Source organism: Vibrio kanaloae (genome assembly GCF_024347535.1).
In the GTDB taxonomy this organism is placed as follows: Bacteria; Pseudomonadota; Gammaproteobacteria; order Enterobacterales; family Vibrionaceae; genus Vibrio; species Vibrio kanaloae.
Genome location: NZ_AP025497.1, coordinates 2,940,597 through 2,957,674, shown reverse-complemented (window position 1 = coordinate 2,957,674; position 17,078 = coordinate 2,940,597). Strand labels below are relative to the sequence as shown.

Here is a 17,078-nt window from a genome sequence, read left to right as displayed (position 1 = left end):
GTTGACGCGCATCAAGTTGGTGTTATCAAACTTATCAATTACATGGTTTTACAATCGACTCGACCCCCTTCTACTGCATTGAAGGATCTCAATGAGCAAGGCCGTTAATCTGATGGACTGTATTTATGACCAACGAAATAGCCTTTATATGCCTATCAGTAATATTCCTGCCGAATCGATGCCGAGAGAAAAACTACTAAATAGAGGGCCGGATTCTTTGAGTGATGCCGAATTGCTCGCGATATTTCTTCGTACAGGTACACAGGGAATGAACGTACTAGAGTTAGCCGATAAGTTGATCAAAGACTTTGGCTCGCTACGGCAACTTTTTTCTGCAACGGAAACGGAATTCTGTGCCCATAAAGGACTGGGGCAAGCGAAATATGTTCAATTGCAGGCTGTGTTAGAGATGACGCAACGTTATTTAGCAGAGACGTTATCTCGTGGAGATGCATTAACGAGCCCTAGTCATACCAAGCTCTACCTTTCGAGTATGTTGCGCGATCGCCAGCGAGAAGCCTTCTATATATTGTTCCTCGATAACCAAAATAGGGTAATAAAGGACGAGGTGATGTTTGAAGGAACCATCGATGCTGCATCGGTTTACCCTCGGGAAGTGGTTAAACGGTCTCTTCACCATAATGCAGCGGCATTAATCCTGGCTCATAACCATCCTTCGGGTGTCGCAGAGCCCAGCCAAGCGGATAGGCGAATCACACGCCGTTTAACCGATGCATTAGCGTTGGTGGACATCCGAGTTCTCGACCATTTTGTCGTTGGAGATGGCGAAGTTGTCTCTTTTGCAGAGCGTGGATGGATTTGAATCACATTTTAGGTTGTTAGTTGCGTTAAATCTGCTATTATTCCGCCCACATTTTTAGACCTAAAATCAGCTCTGATTACTCAAGCAAGCTGCGCTGCACAAAAAAAGATCACGAAATCCGTAAAAAGGATCTGTTCGGGTCTTGAGCAATGCGTGTCAAGTTAGTATAATGCGCGACCTTTGATAGCCTTGTATGGATTTTCCATAACGGTTTTTACCTTCTATTTTAATTGATAGAGAGGTTCGGCCACCAAGGTTGATATCGAGCTGAAACGATTGGAGAAGACATTCATGTCCCGAGTATGCCAAGTAACTGGTAAGCGTCCAGTAACGGGTAACAACCGTTCACACGCACGCAATGCTACTAAGCGCCGTTTTCTGCCGAACCTACAAACTCATCGTTTCTGGGTAGAGAGCGAAAAACGTTTTGTTAAACTACGTCTAACTGCTAAAGGCATGCGTATTATTGATAAGAAAGGCATCGATGCTGTTCTTGTTGATATCCGTGCACGTGGCGAAAACGTTTAAGAGGAATTAAGCAATGGCTAAAGGCATTCGTGAGAAAATTCGTCTAGTATCTTCTGCAGGTACTGGTCACTTCTACACAACTGATAAGAACAAACGTAACATGCCAGGCAAATTTGAGATCAAAAAGTTTGATCCAGTAGTTCGCCAACACGTTATGTACAAAGAAGCGAAAATCAAGTAATTGATGCTTTTTTTGCTCTTCTCCAGTAGAAGAAAAAGTTAAAAAACCCAGCTTAATCGCTGGGTTTTTTTATATCTGAAATTAGGCATTATCAATTCTCCCCCTTTAATCGATAAGCAAACAACGCACAGAAAGTCGTGTGCATAGAAAGTGTTGCTCGTTTCACGATATACTGATTGCTCAATAGATTAGATGAGCAGAATCAGATGAGATATCGTGGACGCCGGTGGAACAACATACTCATGTTAAGCGTGATCGCTTTTATTGGGGTGTTAAACCTTCCAACACTGATCAAAGCGTACCTTATCGAGCCTGAGCCTCAGGTTGAGAGCCCTTACCCTTATCTCCTAAATCCAGCAGCAGAGCTTCAAGCGTTACACTTTGCTAAGTGGTCTGTCGTTCAACAAGACAATCAATGGGTTTACCAGTTCAAAGATGCAGACTTCCCTCAAACTATCAATGCACAAGAGTTGTCACAGCGTTGGAAAGAGCTTGTGGGTACGGAAGTCGACTCACAGACTTATACAGACCTTACGCCTCGGTTAAATACACCACATACCATCGAAGTATGGTATCAAGACCAAGAAGAGCCCCAGCGTATTACCTATTATCAATTGCCAGAGTTCTGGTTGTTAAAAAACTGGAATGATCAGTGGTTGGCGGTGTCTATTGAAGAGAGCTACCTGTTTCCAAGCCTTAGCTCAGAACATTCATTGAAATCAGACAAGCTATCTATATCAGACAAACCACCTAAATCGGACGAATAAATTATGCCTGAATTACCCGAAGTTGAAGTGAGCCGTATGGGGATCTCGCCTCATTTAGTTGGTGAGACAATAAAAACGATGACTTTTCGGACACCTAAATTACGTTGGGATATCCCACTTGATTTAAAACAGTTGGAAGGTGAAAAAATACTCGCCATCTCTCGTCGAGCTAAGTATCTGATCATTGAAACTAAGGTTGGCAGTGCCATTGTTCATTTGGGGATGTCTGGTTCACTGCGCGTATTAGATGCAGACTTCCCTGCAGCTAAGCACGATCACGTGGATCTTAAGCTCACTAACGGCAAGGTACTGCGTTATAACGACCCACGCCGCTTTGGTGCTTGGCTATGGTCGGCGCCTGATGAAGTCCATCCTGTGTTACTGGGGTCTGGCCCCGAGCCGCTAACGGACGACTTCAATGCCGACTACATAGCCGAGAAGGCAGAAAAACGTAAAGTCGCCGTGAAGCAATTCATCATGGACAACAAAGTGGTGGTGGGTGTCGGTAATATTTACGCCAACGAAGCACTATTTGCTTCACGTATTAGCCCTTTGCGCCCTGCAAGCAAAGTGACAAAACAAGAGTGGCTCTTGTTAACCAAAGAGATCAAACAAGTGCTCGCCACCGCTATCAAACAAGGCGGGACCACTTTAAAGGATTTTGCACAAGCTGATGGTAAGCCTGGATACTTTGCTCAAGAGCTACAGGTTTATGGTAAAGCGAAAGAGGAATGCCCTAATTGTGAGGCTCTGATTCAAGAGTTAAAAATAGGGCAGAGAAACACGTTCTTCTGTGAACAGTGCCAAGTATAAAAAAACTGAACTTATGTTCACTTTTTTACGCTAGTAGATAGGCAGGCTAGTAGCTACAATTACACTAATGATATGAATTGAGAATAGTAGAATGAAATATTTAGTAACTGGCGTTGCCGGTTTTATCGGCTCTGCAGTGTCAGAGCGACTATGCGCAGCAGGCCATGAAGTTGTCGGTATTGATAACTTGAATGACTACTACGAAGTCTCACTGAAGCATGACCGTCTGAAACGTATCGAGCATGAAAACCTGACCTTTATCGAGCTGGATCTTGCTGATAGAGAGGGCATGGCGAAGCTGTTTGCTGAGCAAAAATTTGACCGTGTGATTCATTTAGCAGCGCAAGCGGGTGTTCGTTACTCAATTGATAACCCAATGGCGTATGCCGATAGCAACCTTGTCGGTCACTTAGCTATTCTTGAAGGCTGTCGCCATAATAAGGTTGAACACCTCGTTTATGCTTCATCGAGCTCCGTTTATGGCTTGAATCAAAAAATGCCATTCCATACAGCAGACAGTGTTGATCACCCGATCTCACTATACGCCGCGACCAAGAAATCGAATGAGTTGATGGCACATACCTATTCTCATTTATACGACGTACCGACGACAGGCTTACGCTTCTTTACCGTTTACGGCCCTTGGAGCCGCCCTGATATGGCGATGTTCAAGTTTGCGAACTTAATCGTGGCGGGTAAAGAGATCGACATTTACAACAATGGCGACATGATGCGCGACTTCACTTATATCGATGATATTGTTGAAGGTATTATTCGCGTGCAAGATCGTATTCCAGCCAAGCAGCCGGATTGGACAGTAGAGCAAGGCTCTCCAGCAACCAGTTCTGCACCGTATCGTGTATTTAACATCGGTCATGGCAGCCCGGTTAAATTGATGGACTACATTGAAGCATTAGAAGGTGCTCTAGGTGTTGAAGCGAAAAAGAACTTCATGCCAATGCAACCAGGTGATGTGTACGCGACTTACGCTGATACGGAAGATTTGTTTGAAGCGGTTGGCTACAAGCCTCAAGTGAAGATCCAAGAAGGAGCAAAAGCTTTCGCAGATTGGTATAAAGCCTATTATTCGTTGTAGTAATCGATAGCTTTGAAACAAAAGTAGCGCTCATTGAGCGCTACTTTTGTTTTTTGAAGATCGTTAACGCTGAGCATCTATAATTTTGGCCTGTATTCTTTTCCTAAAATAGACAAGTGGTAAAAATTAGTTGCTAGGTTGAGCGTCATGCTCTTTATTTTGTTAACGGCTTTCATTAAGGCTACTGAATAGTGTTTTTTGCCTTTGCCTTTGCCTTTGCCTTTGCCTTGACGAATGATTGACGGCTGCTTACTACGCTGTAATCCCGCAGGTGCAACACCAAACATGGGATGTTTATGAACCCAAGTATTCCGTAAGAAGACGTCGACCGGATAATTGAAAGTCGAACTATGTTCGATAAACGCTCGTGCAGCTTTGGGAGATATAGCGTAGCAGGCAGTTCCTTGAGGAACTTTCAAGTACTTTACAAGGTTTTGTTTTTGGTACTTATCAACAGAGTAATGCAGTTTGTTTTTACTGTCTTGTAACCGAATAAAACCACATTGCTCAATATGCTGCTCTGCGATAGCTAGCGTATTACGAAATATGTTTTCGTCAATATTGACATGATCTTCGAAGACTAAAACTGGTTCGTTGAGCTCTATACACTTTTGCCATATAAGGTAATGACTTGCATAGCATCCAACTTCACCGATAATATGGGGCCTCCCCATGTTGTACAAAAAAATTCTTTCTTGAATTCTGGTTAGTAAAGGATGCTCATCAACTCTTGCATCCACTCCAATAAAAAACTCAAAATCAACCTGAACATCCTTAAGGGCGTCGGCTGTTGATCTTTGCCTACAATGATTATTTTTCAAGGTAATACAGTATGATTTCATAATGTTGTAGTGATGTGTTTGTTGTTAGGAGAATATGTTAGCACCTACTTGTTTTATTGTGATAGTTGGTCACCTTCCTGTAAGCGAGGGTTGTGATTGATGTCAATAAACCTAAAACTCATGAGGTAAATTTGTTACTAAAGATGTGTTTGAAGCTCTTATCTATAAAGCTCAAGTTGAAATTTAAGAAGGGGCAAAAGCTTTCGCAGATTGGTATAAGGCCTATTACTCGCTGTAGTAATTGATAGCTTTGAAAATAAAATAGCGCTCAATGAGCGCTATTTTATTTTACGATTTAGCTAAAGAGAGCTATTTAGTTGTTTTTAGCTTTATTTCATCTGCTACTTTTTGTGGCACAAACTGACTAATATCCCCGCCGTGTATAGCGACTTCACGAACAATGGTTGAAGAGAGGAAGGCATATTCTTCTGAAGGGGTAAGGAACACACTTTCAAGCCCCGGCAGTAACTTTCGGTACATGCTGGTGAGTCCAAACTCGTACTCAAAATCCATGGTTGTTCTTAGTCCTCGCACCAACACATTCGCTTGCTGCTGTTTAGCAAAATCGACCAGCAACCCCGAAAATCCTTCAACAGAGACATTCGGGATATGAGCCACGGCATCACGCAGTAGCTCTACTCGTTCATCTAACTCAAACATGGTCTTTTTACTTGGGCTCTCAGCTACCCCAACGGTAATATGGTCAAACATGCTAGCGGCACGAACAATGATATCAAGGTGGCCATTGGTCACCGGATCAAAAGTTCCTGGATAAATAACGTGTGTGCTCATTTTAGCTGTCCTTGCTTAATGTAGTGTTCGAATTCGGTGCTTTACTAGAGTTTAAGGCCTTATCGAGTTGCTGCTTTACCATATCGAGTGTGATGTCTTTCATTAGGTCATCGCCTTTAGCACGGGTTCCCCATGGAAGGTCTGCGACTGGTTTACCTTGTTGTGCTTCTACGTGCTGTTGATAAACACTCACTACGATATCGAGATCGTTGTAAGGTCCTGTTCTACGAGGGTCGCTGTGCGCGTACAAGCCGATTACAGGCGTTGACTGCGTAGTTGCCAAGTGGGCTGGGCCAGTATCAGGTGCCAATACCACCGTTGCATGTTTCAGTACGGCAGTCAGTTGCTTCAAGTTCGTTTTGCCAATCAAGTTGGTTACTGGCGACTGGCATAATTTTTCGATGTCGCTACCAAGGTTAACTTCTCTTGGCGCCGGAGAACCACATAACACCACTTGCATGCCTTGTTCGACAGCATAATCAGCAATAGCAGCGTATCGCTCTGTTAGCCAGTTGCGCGAGTCTTTGCTGGCAGCAGGCGAGATAACCAGTGTAGGTTGGTTGGCTATGGTGCTGATTGCTAGCTCTTCATCTTCTGGCGTTAATGGAATAGCCCATTGAGGTTTATCGAAAGGCACACCAATGTATCGCGCAAATTCGGCAAAGTTATCTAACACATGAAACTTTTCTGAGATAGGAAGTTGGCGATTGGTGAACAGTGATTGACCTTCACGAGTGCGGTTTTTACCAAAGCCCACTTTATACCTTGCTTTGATCCCCCAAGATAGCACGCTGGCTCTCAGTGCCGCTTGCATGTGCAGCAGTGCGTCAAATTTACGATCAGAGAGCTGTCGCCATAATTCACGCATTCCTTTGAAGCCTTGTTTTTTATCGAAAACAATCACCTCAATACCCGGAAGATCGCCGATTAGCATGGCTTCGATTTTCCCCGTGATCCAAGTGATTTTCGTTTCAGGCCACTGCTTCTGAATGGCTTGAACCACAGAAATAGCATGACAAACATCGCCAATAGCGGAAAGACGAAGTATGCAAAGAGATTGAGGTGCAGTTGAGAACAGTGACATAAAGTGCCCGAAAAAGTGAATAACATCAGAATTATGCAGATACTCGCATTAGTTGTAAAATAGCAATGACGAAAAGCGACCCAAAGGCCTCATAGATGGAAACAATTAGCACCAACAACCAAACAATTTGGTATGACCCTGAACTTTTGGCTCAGGTACCAGAGGGCGATATCGATCAGATCTTTGAGGCTGAATATTGGCAGCAACAAGACGCCATTTCAGGCAGTGCTCAAGGACGAGGTACCACATGGTTCATTCAGCTTGATGGTATACAGGCCGCATTGCGCCATTATCGCCGTGGCGGATTGTTTGGGAAGCTAGTCGAAGACCAATATCGTTTCTCTGATTGGGAAAGCACGCGCTGTGCAATGGAGCTCAACGTTCTCAATGTCTTGGCCAATGCAGGTGTTAATGTACCGAAGCCCATTGCTGCTAGAGCCATTAAAAGCGGGCTGCTTTATCGAGCGGACTTAATGTCTGAACGAATTCCCAATGCCAAAGATCTGGTTGATATCTTGGTTGCTCATCCGATAGATGCGAATATTTACCGTAAAATTGGCCAAGAGATAAGAAAAATGCACGATACAGGGGTCAATCATACCGATCTCAACATTCACAATATCCTGCTTGATGATTCGCAAACGGTGTGGATTATTGATTTTGATAAGTGTCGCCAGCAAGCAGGTGATGACTGGAAAGAAGGCAACTTGAACCGCTTAAAGCGCTCGTTCTTAAAAGAAGTGAACAAGCGCCAGATTCAATGGCAAGAGTCAGATTGGGAACTGTTATTGCAAGGCTACCAAGGTTAATTAAATCAAATGGTTGTTAGCCAATAATGTGTTGTAAGGTGCTATCCAATGCCCCTCGGTTCTGTTCAACTACTTGATAAGCCGCTAAGCCTTTATTCTTACGTAATTTAGGTTGGGTGAACAGCTCTCTGAGTTGGCTTACAATGTCACTACTATCTTGACAAATAACCACGGCATTGGCTTCCAGCAGTTTGTTTGTGATCTCGCTGAAGTTAAAATAGCTAGGGCCATTGAGTAAAGGTAACTGCAGTGCCGCCGGCTCTAGAAGATTGTGGCCGCCTACTTTATCGCCGACAAGACTTCCTCCCATAAAACACACATCAGCGCCACCGAGTAATACCAACATCTCTCCCATCGTATCAGCTATATAGACTTCAACATCAGGCGTTATTGGCTGTTGACTCGTTCGAGTGATAGTGTTGAATTCTTGCTGTTCAGCCAGTTCCGTCACTTGGCTGAATCGTTCAGGGTGACGAGGTACAATCATCAATAACGCTCTTGGGTTGTCTGTTAGAAGTTGCTTATGAGCATCTAAAACAATTTCATCTTCACCTTGGTGAGTACTAGCAGCAATCCAGACATCGCGTTCAAAACCTATCTGTTTCCTCAATGCTTTGCCTTTTTCAACTTGTTCAGCTGAAACTTCAATATCAAACTTGATCGATCCAGTCACATGCACAGATGCTTTATCTAACCCTAATCGTATAAAACGCTCAGCATCACTTGGGTATTGGCAAAGTACTTGAGAGAGATTTTTGGCTAAGAGATCAAAAACGGCTTGGAATTTAGCATAACGCTGGCACGAGCGTTCAGATAGGCGAGCGTTGAGTACCGAAATGGAGATTCCAGCTTTCGCGACGCAGTGCAGTGTGTTTGGCCATAACTCGGTTTCCATGATTAGCATCTGTTTAGGCTGAACACTCTTCAAAAAACCTCGAATACACCAAGAAAAATCAATCGGCATGTAGCGATGCTCGACTAAATCACCGAGTTTTTCTATCTGCTCTGCACCCGTGCTGGTTGTCGTGGTAACGATAATGGCTTGGTTTGGGTTGCGTCGCTTCAGTTGCTTGATGATAGGTACGGCGGCAATCGATTCACCAACCGATACTGCGTGAATCCAGATAGGATTCTTACCTTGAGTTTGCGGTGTGATCCCGAAATGTTCTTTCCAACGCTGACCAAAACTTGGCTTTCCAGGTTTGCTCTTATAAAGCCCATACAGCAGTAGCGGAGAAGCTAATGACAATATGAGAGTATAGATAAGTCGTATAAGCATAGGAACAGTGACACCAGAAGGTAAAATCAATATTCAGAAGAGTATTTTCTTCAATCTCGAAAGTAAAGAGCGTTATAATTAAATGCTTAGTTGCACTTTCAAACGGACATGGTGAATTTTATCTCCTCGCTTATGCAAACCGATCAAACCTATCGTTTCTTGCTCTACGTCGAGCAAAATTATTCATTTGCTATCCTTCGCCCATTCTATGACTATGCGAAGCGACTTGGTCATGATGTAAAATGGCTACTGGTGGGTGACGATGCGTCCGAGCACTTGTTATTAGAGCAAGAGCAAAGAGTCTCTTTAGACGAAGCGGTGACCTTTAATCCCCATGCCGTCTTAGTTCCCGGCGATCGTGTCCCTGCATTTGTTTCAGGGATGAAGGTACAAGTATTCCATGGCTTGAACGAAAGCAAACGTGGGAACTTATACCCTGAGCGTGGTCTATTTGATTTGTATTGCACAGAAGGCCATGAAAGAACCAATTCACTTGAGCCATTAGCCAAACAGCGTGGCTATTTTCAAGTAAAAGAAACCGGGTGGCTGAAGCTGGATAGCTTGTTTAATTATCAAGCAAGTGAACACAATTACGAGAGACCCCAAATTCTATTTGCTTCGACGTTTTCGCCAAGCTTATCGTGTGCTGAGTTGGTTTATGAAGAACTTAAGCGCCTCAGCCAGCTGAGTCAGTGGCAATGGTTAGTGACTCTTCATCCGAAAATGAAGCAAGAGACCCGAGCAAAGTATCAGGCGTTGGAAGGCGATAATCTTCTGTTTTTCGATAATGACCGAGTGATTGAAATGCAACATCGTGCTGATGTGATGGTGTGTGATAACTCATCGATATTTCAGGAATTCTTGTTGCTCAATAAGCCGGTAGTCACGGTAAATAATCGAGACCCTCAAGCAAGCTTTATTAATATTACTCAAGCCGAGCTGTTAGAGTCAGCAATTAAGCAAGCGATGCTACCTGATGAAACAAGAGACAAAGCTATCGCCAGTTATGGTCCATCAATCACCCCTTACTTAGATGGGCAATCCTCAGCGAGAGTTCTGAGTGCTATTACTGATGTGCTAGAAAGCGGCTGGCAAGATAACAAGCCAAAAAATTGGATTCGTAACTTTAAAATCCGTAAATCATTAAACTATTGGAAATTCTAGGGCTGAATAATGAGAAAACATACCCTGTCTGTCATTGTTATTACCAAGAATGAAGAAGACCGAATTGAAACTTGCCTTAAATCTGTTGTTGATATTGCCGATGAACTGATTGTTTTAGACAGTGGCTCAACAGATGCAACCGTTGAAATATGCCAAAAATATACAGATAACGTGACAATCACAGATTGGCCTGGCTTTGGTAAGCAAAAGCAGCGAGCGCTAGATAAAGCGACATGTGATTGGGTGCTATCAATTGATGCTGACGAAGCTCTCGATAAAGAGATGAGCAACGCTCTTGTTGAACTATTAAAACAAGATCAAATCAAACACACTGCGTACAAACTGCCTTGGGGAGTGACGCTTTATGGCACGACTCTAAAACATGGCCGCAGTGCTCGTGCTGTGTTGAGACTCTTTAAAAGAGAGGGCTCTCGATATACGTTGGATGAAGTTCATGAAACCGCTATACCGGAACAAGGAACGACGGGCACTCTGAAAGGTTACTTGCTCCACTATACCCACAGAGATTATGGGCACGGCTTAGATAAAGCAGCGCAATATGCTTGGCTTGGTTCTCAAAAATATCACCGTAAAGGTAAGAAGTCACACGGCCTATTCCTTGCTCTAATAAGAGCAATATGGACGTTCTTCTTGGTCTATATTATCCGCCGTGGCTTTATGGATGGCAGTGTCGGTTTCATCATGGCTATGACCTACGCTCAAGTGAATTTCAATAAATATGTTGGCTTGTGGCTTATCGAAAAAGAAAGGAGTTAACCAGTGGCTTTTAAATTAGAGTACTGCCTGTCAGATACTTACAATGTAGGGGATGATCTTAACCCTTGGCTATGGCCACAACTGTTTGGTGACTTGATTGTAGAAGATAGCTCTCGTTATTTTTTAGGCATAGGGACGATTTTGACGGAGAAGCGATTAAATAAAACGCTTTCAGGTGCGGACGAAGTTATTATTTTCTCATCAGGTGCATGGGAGTGGAACGTCCCCAAGTTATCTGATAAGTGTGCTGTTTATGGTGTAAGAGGACCTAGGACGGCAAAAAAATTAGGGTTAAAACCCGAACTGGTGGTTGGAGATGGTGCTTATCTCCTTCGTGAAGTTGACTTCCCTAAAGCGGAAATACAAAAAGGGAAGATTGGATTTATACCTCATCATCGTAGTGAAGATTTTATCGATTGGGATAAAGTTTGCCAGAAGATAGGTTTAACATACATTACAGCAAAACAACCGGTCGAGACTTTTTTGTTGGCTCTTCAAGAGTGTGAGTCCGTTGTGACTGAGGCCATGCACGGTGCAATTATTGCGGACGCACTTCGCATCCCTTGGAAAGGAGTTCGTTTCTCCCCGGCATTTGACGATGAAAAGTGGTATGACTTTGCTGAATCTATGGATGTAGAGCTAATATTACACGACTTACCTTTTATTAGTGTTAATAAGATGCCCATTGGTAAATTGTTAGAAAATACGTTTAAGAGAAATGTAGCTAAATTATTTAAATCTTCATCGAGAAAGTGGCTGTCACTCGTGACTGTGTACAAACTGGCCTCTAATGACGATATGAAAAATTTACAATTGAAGCTTAAAGTTTTAGCCAATGACAAGAGCAATTACCAATTGAGCTCTTTGGCACAACTCAATGCGATAGTCGAAATTCAAAAAGAAGTGATAAGTAAAATTATCAAAGATCAAAACTAAATCGTTAGGGCAGGTTAACTCATTTTCCTGCCCTTTTAGTATCAGATCATTTCTTAGTTAGTTTTTCAAAAAAATTAATATGCTGTTTTACTGTTTCTGATGACGAAAAGTAGCGTTGAAGTCTGATTTTTGCTTTACGTCCCATCTCCGCGCAATGTTCTTTATTCTTCGCCATATTGTTTATAGAATCACCTAATAACTGGGCGTTTTTTACGGGAACAATGTAGCCAGTTTCGTTTTCTTCAATAAGTTCTGGGGAGCCACCAGTTGTCGTTACGATGGATGGTGTCCCATTAGCCATGGCTTCAACTATCGTTCTTGGAAGGCCTTCTCCACTGATTGATGGCTGGATTTGAAAGTCAGCCATTGCCATTATAGATGGCACATCTTTTCTGTGACCAATGAAGTGTATTCTTTCCGACATAGGGCTTTCTTTGGCCATTTCGAAATAAGGTTCGTAGCCACTGCCAATCAAAAGAAGATGGAAGTCGGGATTATCTACAAAGTGTGTAGCTCTGATTAGAACATCAATTCCTTTACTGGGTCTTACATGAGCAGCGCACACAGCAACGACTTTATTGGAATCTAAGCCAAATTCTTCCGGTTTATTTGCTTGAACAGTGTACCAGTCTAGTTCATGACCTTTGTAGATGGTGACTACATTGTCTTTATTGCACCAAACTCTCTTCTTGACGTCGTTAGCAACAGCTTTTGATACACAAACAACGCCGCTGACTTTTGGGTGCAGGTGAGTAAGATAGGCTGAAGGATCATGACGATACAGACCACCTGTAGTCCCGCGATATGTGATTAATTTTGTTTTTGTGCCAATACACGCAAACGCCGCGTTTGGGATTGTTTTGGAGTTAAATGCATAAAAGATGTCATAGCTTTTATTATTAAGTTCTTTTTTATAAGCTTTGATAGTCTTTAAACAAATCTTTTTATTTGGGTAGGCATCAACAACTCTTACGCCATTTTCTTGAAACCGTTGAGCGTATTCTGCATCGCCTTGGGTAAGAACTGTGACCTCATGACCTTGCTTTACCATTTCTATAAACATTTCGGCTTCAGGACGTACACTATTTCGAGCATGATAGTAGGAACTAGCAATAAGAATTTTCATTGGATTACCGCTTCGAGTATTTGAATTTTATGTTATGTAGGTGACGTTGGATAGTTTCGTTTAAATTGAACCATTCACGCTTACATTTCTTGAATAAACTTCTGGTGCTTGTGCGTTTTTCATATCCGATATCAGAATCAAACTTAGGGTCGTTCGTTAAGCAGGGTACTGCAGTGCCGTAGCACTCGACTTCGTTTTGCCAGAATCGGTCCATATAAATATCTACAGCCATATACCACTCTTTTGAGTGTTCAAGGAATTTTCTAGCTCCTGAAGGCCTTAAGAAATAGGCTGTTGCACTCATATGCCCTTTAGTGAACTTGTGAATACTAGTAGATTTCGCTTCGAGCACTTCGTAAGAATCATATTTACGGCGCTTGTTTTTGAATAATCTTATGCACTCTACAGTTTCGGGGATGTCACTAATATCTTGTATGAAGTTAAGGAATGCCTCTTTAAATATAAGAGCATCGTCTTCAATTACGATTATTGGTTGGTTGAGTTCGACACACTTCTGCCATAATAAGTAATGGCTTGCATAGCACCCTAACTGACCAGCGCTTAGTGTTTTTGCTCGGTATGTTTGGCTTAAATCATCATTATAACGCTTAAGTAGCGGATGAGGAGGTGATGTTCTGCCATCCACGGCAGAAAATAGCTCAAAAGGAAGAGATAGTTCATCTAGTTGACGACTAATGTTTTCTTTTCTATCTGTGGAAGATTCTAAATTTATGACAAAGATTTTAGTCATTGGTAACTCTCTTACATCTTGAGCAAATAGGGACTAGGAACAATAAATACAGCATCAGGGGTTGAGGATGATTAAAAGGAACATCCGTTAATCCAGCAATGAAAAATAGACTAACTAAACCAATCACTATATATGCATCGAGTGATGGTAATTTTTTAACTATCATTACTGGATAAAGTAGAAGTCCAATTACAAGTATTAAACCTATAATTCCAGACTTAACCGCTTTATCTAAAAATTGGTTGTGGTAATGACTGGAAGCATAATAATAAAGTTGATTGGATATTTCATTTTTATCTAGCTTTGTTTGTAATATTTTTTGTTGTTCATGCCCTTGTCCAAGTAACGGCTTTTTTTGTATTAACTCAGGAGCTAACATCCACATTTGTAATCTAAGACCAAAAGACGTTCTATAGTCATCGGCTTGAATTCTTTTGACTTCATAAATGGTACTATCATATCGTTGAACTATTTTATCTTTAAATAAAAAAGCACCAGAAGAGGCTAAAATGGCTGTAAATATAAAAGAAGATAATATTTGTTTTCTTGACGGAGGATTTTTAATACATTTAGCTATTATTATAATAAAGATACTTAAAGTGAACGCTAACCAGATACCTCTAGCCTCACTTAAGATTATAGGGGGTAATGATAGCAAAAAAGCTATCATAGGAAGAACCTTTCTCTTTAAAGGTGAGTTATCTAGAAATAAAGAGAAAGCGATTATGGATATCAATGCACACACTGTCGCGTAAGGTATCGGGTTTATATAGCCAGCATCACGCTCTATACCTATATACAGGTTGAAATAGATGCTATTGATACATACTGTAAAACTACCGACTAAAACTATCCATTGAATCACTCTTTGAGTAAGGATTTGATATGGAAAAAACAAAATAAACAGTGTCGCTCCAAGCAGTGCTCTTGTTTCTCTAGAGCTTGCCCCATGGTAATAGTAACTAAATATTGTATATATACATAATAGAGATAATAGCCATATAAATGGATGTTTAATATTTTTAATGATTAGCTCTTTTTTATACAAAAATATACTAATCACTATACTAAGTATAATAAATGGAATAAGCTTTTTATCACCATTATCTAATACAAGCATGCCTGTTACCGAAAAAAAATAAGGCAGTATCAGCAAAAGGGGTAGGCTGCGTTTGATAAGAGTCATTATAGTTATTACACACTAGCTATTATAAGGATTAATATTACTTTCAGGACGAGTCTTAAGCAGTCTTAAGATCCACATATATTGTTCAGGATTCTTACTCACGTAATCTTCAATGCATTGATTCATCATGCGTGCGTCTTGCCCTTCACTCCCTGTTGGGAATGGTAGAGCAGGGTAGAAGTCAAGGGTGTATTGGCCTGTACTGCTATCGTATTGAGCAAACAGAGGGATGATTTTAGCCTTGCTCAGTTTTGATAGTCGTCCGAGGCCTGAAATAGTTGCTTTTTGAGTCGCGAAGAAGTCTACGAAGACACTGTGCTCACGGCCAAGATCTTCATCAGGGAGATAGTAACCCAGGTACCCATCACGTACTGACTTGATGAAAGGCTTGATGCCTCCGCTACGGTCGTAAACACGACCGCCGTATTGCACGCGCTGTCGGTGCATTAACCAGTCACTGACTTTGTTTTTTTGTGCTTTTGCCATGGCTGATACCGGAAGGTTACGCGATGCCAGCAATACCGCTGGGATATCGATAGCCCATGTGTGTGGTACCAGCAAGATCACATTCTCGCCGCTGTCCGTAATATCGGTTAGGTTACTCAGGCCGTTTATCGAGGTGTTATTCTCTAGCCAAGTTTTACTCTTGAGTGTCAGTGAAGCAAATCCCATCAAAAATGAGATGGAAGTAACGTATGACTGATAGAGAGTTTCTTCGCGCTGTTCTACCGGTTGCTCGGGAAAGCACATCTCAAGGTTTACGCGAGCTCGGCGGTTAGCCTTATTCTTGATTTTTACAGCTTGCTTAGCCATAAACTTAGCTAATGCTAAACGAATGCTATTAGGTAAGAAGCAGACTAAAGACGATAACAAAACAGCAATCCAAGTTCCCCAGTATTTAGGTGCTAGAAACCCCCATTCAAACTCAGGATTGTAAGCTTTTGGATCAAAATCATTGCGTTGTGTGGTCATTCATTCACTACATTATTTAAATCAGAGAGTTAACTTAATATCGGTTACTCTGGGAATGATTATATTCGTTAGACATTCCCAATAATACACGCTAAAAGTAGGGTGTATTATTGGTCCTAATCTGAAATATACCGTTAAGCGTTTACGAGCTTCATGTACTCAGCGACACCATCCGCCACTGTTCTAAACTCGATATCGCAACCTGTACCGCGAAGCTTCGTTAGGTCTGCTTGAGTGAATTCTTGGTAAGCGCCTTTTAAATGCTCAGGGAAAGGAATCGTTTCGATTTCGCCTTTACCATGGTGCTTGATAACTGCCTTGGCGACTTCTTCAAACGACTCAGCATTGCCTGTACCTAGATTAAAGAGGCCAGATACACCATTTTCTAAGAACCACAAGTTCACCGCCGCGACATCACCGACATACACAAAATCACGTTTGAAAGTTTCGCTACCTGCAAACAACTTCGGGTTTTCACCGGCGTTCATTTGATTGTTGAGATGGAATGCGACTGAAGCCATGCTGCCTTTGTGCTGCTCACGCGGACCGTATACATTGAAATAACGAAACCCTACGATTTGTGGTAGCGTTTCGTTGTACGCTGCAGCATCCGCGGTTAGGCGACGAACATAGTTATCAAACTGCTGTTTTGAATAGCCGTAGACATTCAATGCACCTTCGTACTCTCGCTCCTCGATGAAAGTATCGGTTTCACCGTAAGTCGCCGCTGAAGAGGCGTATAAGAAAGGGATTTCACGCTCAACACAGTAATGAAGTAGCTCTTTTGAGTATTCATAGTTGTTGAGCATCATGTATTTGCCATCCCACTCGGTAGTGGCAGAGCATGCACCTTCATGGAAAATCGCTTCAATGTGACCGAAATCATCACCGGCCATGACTTGAGTTAGGAAGTCATCACGATCCATGTAATCAGTGATGTCTAGGTCTACAAGGTTCTTAAATTTCTTACCATCTTTTAAGTTGTCGACGACTAGAATATCGTTGTGGCCCGCTTCATTAAGCGCCTTAACAATATTGCTGCCAATCATGCCAGCACCACCCGTTACGATAATCATAATTTTCTAACTCTTTTGAATACAAAACTGTATCGAGTATAGCAAGGAATGGATAAAGCGGGCTAGTGGAATAATT

At 42.1% G+C, this 17,078-nt stretch carries 19 protein-coding genes; 10 read left to right on the top strand and 9 right to left on the bottom strand.

Going from position 1 to position 17,078, the window contains the following annotated elements; all coding sequences use genetic code 11:
• Positions 1 to 148: 148 nt before the first annotated feature.
• The 6 genes from radC (at position 149) to OCV24_RS13295 (ending at position 4,208) form a co-directional block, all read left to right on the top strand.
• Positions 149 to 823, top strand: a complete 675-nt coding sequence (gene radC / locus OCV24_RS13320) for a RadC family protein (RefSeq protein WP_029626885.1) — start codon at positions 149 to 151, stop codon at positions 821 to 823.
• A gap of 291 nt (positions 824 to 1,114) precedes the next feature.
• Positions 1,115 to 1,351, top strand: a complete 237-nt coding sequence (gene rpmB, locus OCV24_RS13315) for a 50S ribosomal protein L28 (RefSeq protein ID WP_004728407.1) — start codon at positions 1,115 to 1,117, stop codon at positions 1,349 to 1,351.
• A gap of 13 nt (positions 1,352 to 1,364) precedes the next feature.
• Positions 1,365 to 1,532: a 50S ribosomal protein L33 gene (rpmG, locus tag OCV24_RS13310; protein WP_002535344.1), complete on the top strand. Its 168-nt coding sequence runs from the start codon at positions 1,365 to 1,367 to the stop codon at positions 1,530 to 1,532.
• 206 nt (positions 1,533 to 1,738) lie between these two features.
• On the top strand, positions 1,739 to 2,299 hold the full coding sequence (locus OCV24_RS13305) for a hypothetical protein (RefSeq protein WP_102508095.1): 561 nt from the start codon (positions 1,739 to 1,741) through the stop codon (positions 2,297 to 2,299).
• Between the two features lie 3 nt (positions 2,300 to 2,302).
• Entirely contained in the window at positions 2,303 to 3,112 is an 810-nt protein-coding gene (gene mutM / locus OCV24_RS13300; protein WP_150879074.1) for a bifunctional DNA-formamidopyrimidine glycosylase/DNA-(apurinic or apyrimidinic site) lyase, read from the top strand.
• A 91-nt stretch (positions 3,113 to 3,203) separates the two neighbouring features.
• Positions 3,204 to 4,208 (top strand): NAD-dependent epimerase, encoded by a 1,005-nt coding sequence (locus tag OCV24_RS13295; RefSeq protein WP_010433784.1) that lies wholly within the window; start codon positions 3,204 to 3,206, stop codon positions 4,206 to 4,208.
• Between the two features lie 77 nt (positions 4,209 to 4,285).
• On the opposite strand, the gene OCV24_RS13290 is transcribed toward OCV24_RS13295, so the two are convergent.
• The 3 genes from OCV24_RS13290 to OCV24_RS13280 all read right to left on the bottom strand — a co-directional run bounded on the left by OCV24_RS13290 (position 4,286) and on the right by OCV24_RS13280 (position 6,926).
• Positions 4,286 to 5,050 carry a glycosyltransferase family 25 protein gene (locus OCV24_RS13290; protein ID WP_150879072.1) on the bottom strand — a complete coding sequence of 255 codons (765 nt, stop codon included), beginning with the start codon at positions 5,048 to 5,050 and terminating at the stop codon, positions 4,286 to 4,288.
• A 309-nt stretch (positions 5,051 to 5,359) separates the two neighbouring features.
• Positions 5,360 to 5,842 (bottom strand): pantetheine-phosphate adenylyltransferase, encoded by a 483-nt coding sequence (gene coaD / locus OCV24_RS13285; RefSeq protein ID WP_102508091.1) that lies wholly within the window; start codon positions 5,840 to 5,842, stop codon positions 5,360 to 5,362.
• Between the two features lies 1 nt (position 5,843).
• A complete protein-coding gene (locus OCV24_RS13280) occupies positions 5,844 to 6,926 on the bottom strand; it encodes a glycosyltransferase family 9 protein (RefSeq protein WP_150879070.1) in 1,083 nt (360 codons plus the stop codon).
• 95 nt (positions 6,927 to 7,021) lie between these two features.
• Between OCV24_RS13280 and OCV24_RS13275 the strand changes: the two genes are divergently transcribed.
• The gene (locus OCV24_RS13275; RefSeq protein WP_102508087.1) at positions 7,022 to 7,735 is read left to right on the top strand and encodes a 3-deoxy-D-manno-octulosonic acid kinase; all 714 of its coding nucleotides are present in this window, start codon (positions 7,022 to 7,024) and stop codon (positions 7,733 to 7,735) included.
• A 16-nt stretch (positions 7,736 to 7,751) separates the two neighbouring features.
• Here OCV24_RS13275 and waaA read toward each other — a convergent pair whose 3' ends face one another.
• Entirely contained in the window at positions 7,752 to 9,014 is a 1,263-nt protein-coding gene (gene waaA / locus OCV24_RS13270; protein ID WP_102508085.1) for a lipid IV(A) 3-deoxy-D-manno-octulosonic acid transferase, read from the bottom strand.
• Positions 9,015 to 9,146: 132 nt separating this feature from the next.
• Here waaA and OCV24_RS13265 point away from each other — a divergent pair, with 132 nt between their 5' ends.
• The 3 genes from OCV24_RS13265 to OCV24_RS13255 are packed head-to-tail and all read left to right on the top strand — an operon-like array spanning position 9,147 to position 11,891.
• Entirely contained in the window at positions 9,147 to 10,178 is a 1,032-nt protein-coding gene (locus OCV24_RS13265) for a CDP-glycerol glycerophosphotransferase family protein (protein WP_102508082.1), read from the top strand.
• A 9-nt stretch (positions 10,179 to 10,187) separates the two neighbouring features.
• Positions 10,188 to 10,955 carry a glycosyltransferase family 2 protein gene (locus tag OCV24_RS13260; protein WP_102508080.1) on the top strand — a complete coding sequence of 256 codons (768 nt, stop codon included), beginning with the start codon at positions 10,188 to 10,190 and terminating at the stop codon, positions 10,953 to 10,955.
• Positions 10,956 to 10,958: 3 nt separating this feature from the next.
• Positions 10,959 to 11,891 (top strand): polysaccharide pyruvyl transferase family protein, encoded by a 933-nt coding sequence (locus OCV24_RS13255; protein ID WP_102508077.1) that lies wholly within the window; start codon positions 10,959 to 10,961, stop codon positions 11,889 to 11,891.
• A gap of 46 nt (positions 11,892 to 11,937) precedes the next feature.
• Here OCV24_RS13255 and OCV24_RS13250 read toward each other — a convergent pair whose 3' ends face one another.
• From OCV24_RS13250 to rfaD, 5 genes are all read right to left on the bottom strand, one after another.
• Positions 11,938 to 13,017, bottom strand: a complete 1,080-nt coding sequence (locus OCV24_RS13250; RefSeq protein WP_102508075.1) for a glycosyltransferase family 4 protein — start codon at positions 13,015 to 13,017, stop codon at positions 11,938 to 11,940.
• A gap of 4 nt (positions 13,018 to 13,021) precedes the next feature.
• Complete coding sequence (locus OCV24_RS13245) at positions 13,022 to 13,768, bottom strand: glycosyltransferase family 25 protein (protein ID WP_150879068.1); 747 nt, start codon at positions 13,766 to 13,768, stop codon at positions 13,022 to 13,024.
• Positions 13,761 to 14,888 (bottom strand): O-antigen ligase family protein, encoded by a 1,128-nt coding sequence (locus tag OCV24_RS13240; RefSeq protein WP_244291739.1) that lies wholly within the window; start codon positions 14,886 to 14,888, stop codon positions 13,761 to 13,763. The genes OCV24_RS13245 and OCV24_RS13240 overlap by 8 nt, the downstream gene beginning before the upstream one ends.
• An 81-nt stretch (positions 14,889 to 14,969) precedes the next feature.
• A complete protein-coding gene (lpxM, locus tag OCV24_RS13235) occupies positions 14,970 to 15,926 on the bottom strand; it encodes a lauroyl-Kdo(2)-lipid IV(A) myristoyltransferase (protein WP_150879064.1) in 957 nt (318 codons plus the stop codon).
• Between the two features lie 134 nt (positions 15,927 to 16,060).
• Positions 16,061 to 17,002, bottom strand: a complete 942-nt coding sequence (gene rfaD, locus OCV24_RS13230) for an ADP-glyceromanno-heptose 6-epimerase (protein WP_150879062.1) — start codon at positions 17,000 to 17,002, stop codon at positions 16,061 to 16,063.
• Positions 17,003 to 17,078: the final 76 nt, after the last annotated feature.

Bases quoted from the DNA above. Each gene is read 5' to 3' on its own strand.
- radC (WP_029626885.1), top strand. From the start codon at position 149: ATGCCTATCAGTAATATTCCTGCCGAATCGATGCCGAGAGAAAAACTA.
- rpmB (WP_004728407.1), top strand. From the start codon at position 1,115: ATGTCCCGAGTATGCCAAGTAACTGGTAAGCGTCCAGTAACGGGTAAC.
- rpmG (WP_002535344.1), top strand. From the start codon at position 1,365: ATGGCTAAAGGCATTCGTGAGAAAATTCGTCTAGTATCTTCTGCAGGT.
- OCV24_RS13305 (WP_102508095.1), top strand. From the start codon at position 1,739: ATGAGATATCGTGGACGCCGGTGGAACAACATACTCATGTTAAGCGTG.
- mutM (WP_150879074.1), top strand. From the start codon at position 2,303: ATGCCTGAATTACCCGAAGTTGAAGTGAGCCGTATGGGGATCTCGCCT.
- OCV24_RS13295 (WP_010433784.1), top strand. From the start codon at position 3,204: ATGAAATATTTAGTAACTGGCGTTGCCGGTTTTATCGGCTCTGCAGTG.
- OCV24_RS13290 (WP_150879072.1), bottom strand. From the start codon at position 5,050: ATGAAATCATACTGTATTACCTTGAAAAATAATCATTGTAGGCAAAGA.
- coaD (WP_102508091.1), bottom strand. From the start codon at position 5,842: ATGAGCACACACGTTATTTATCCAGGAACTTTTGATCCGGTGACCAAT.
- OCV24_RS13280 (WP_150879070.1), bottom strand. From the start codon at position 6,926: ATGTCACTGTTCTCAACTGCACCTCAATCTCTTTGCATACTTCGTCTT.
- OCV24_RS13275 (WP_102508087.1), top strand. From the start codon at position 7,022: ATGGAAACAATTAGCACCAACAACCAAACAATTTGGTATGACCCTGAA.
- waaA (WP_102508085.1), bottom strand. From the start codon at position 9,014: ATGCTTATACGACTTATCTATACTCTCATATTGTCATTAGCTTCTCCG.
- OCV24_RS13265 (WP_102508082.1), top strand. From the start codon at position 9,147: ATGCAAACCGATCAAACCTATCGTTTCTTGCTCTACGTCGAGCAAAAT.
- OCV24_RS13260 (WP_102508080.1), top strand. From the start codon at position 10,188: ATGAGAAAACATACCCTGTCTGTCATTGTTATTACCAAGAATGAAGAA.
- OCV24_RS13250 (WP_102508075.1), bottom strand. From the start codon at position 13,017: ATGAAAATTCTTATTGCTAGTTCCTACTATCATGCTCGAAATAGTGTA.
- OCV24_RS13245 (WP_150879068.1), bottom strand. From the start codon at position 13,768: ATGACTAAAATCTTTGTCATAAATTTAGAATCTTCCACAGATAGAAAA.
- OCV24_RS13240 (WP_244291739.1), bottom strand. From the start codon at position 14,888: ATGCTTGTATTAGATAATGGTGATAAAAAGCTTATTCCATTTATTATA.
- lpxM (WP_150879064.1), bottom strand. From the start codon at position 15,926: ATGACCACACAACGCAATGATTTTGATCCAAAAGCTTACAATCCTGAG.
- rfaD (WP_150879062.1), bottom strand. From the start codon at position 17,002: ATGATTATCGTAACGGGTGGTGCTGGCATGATTGGCAGCAATATTGTT.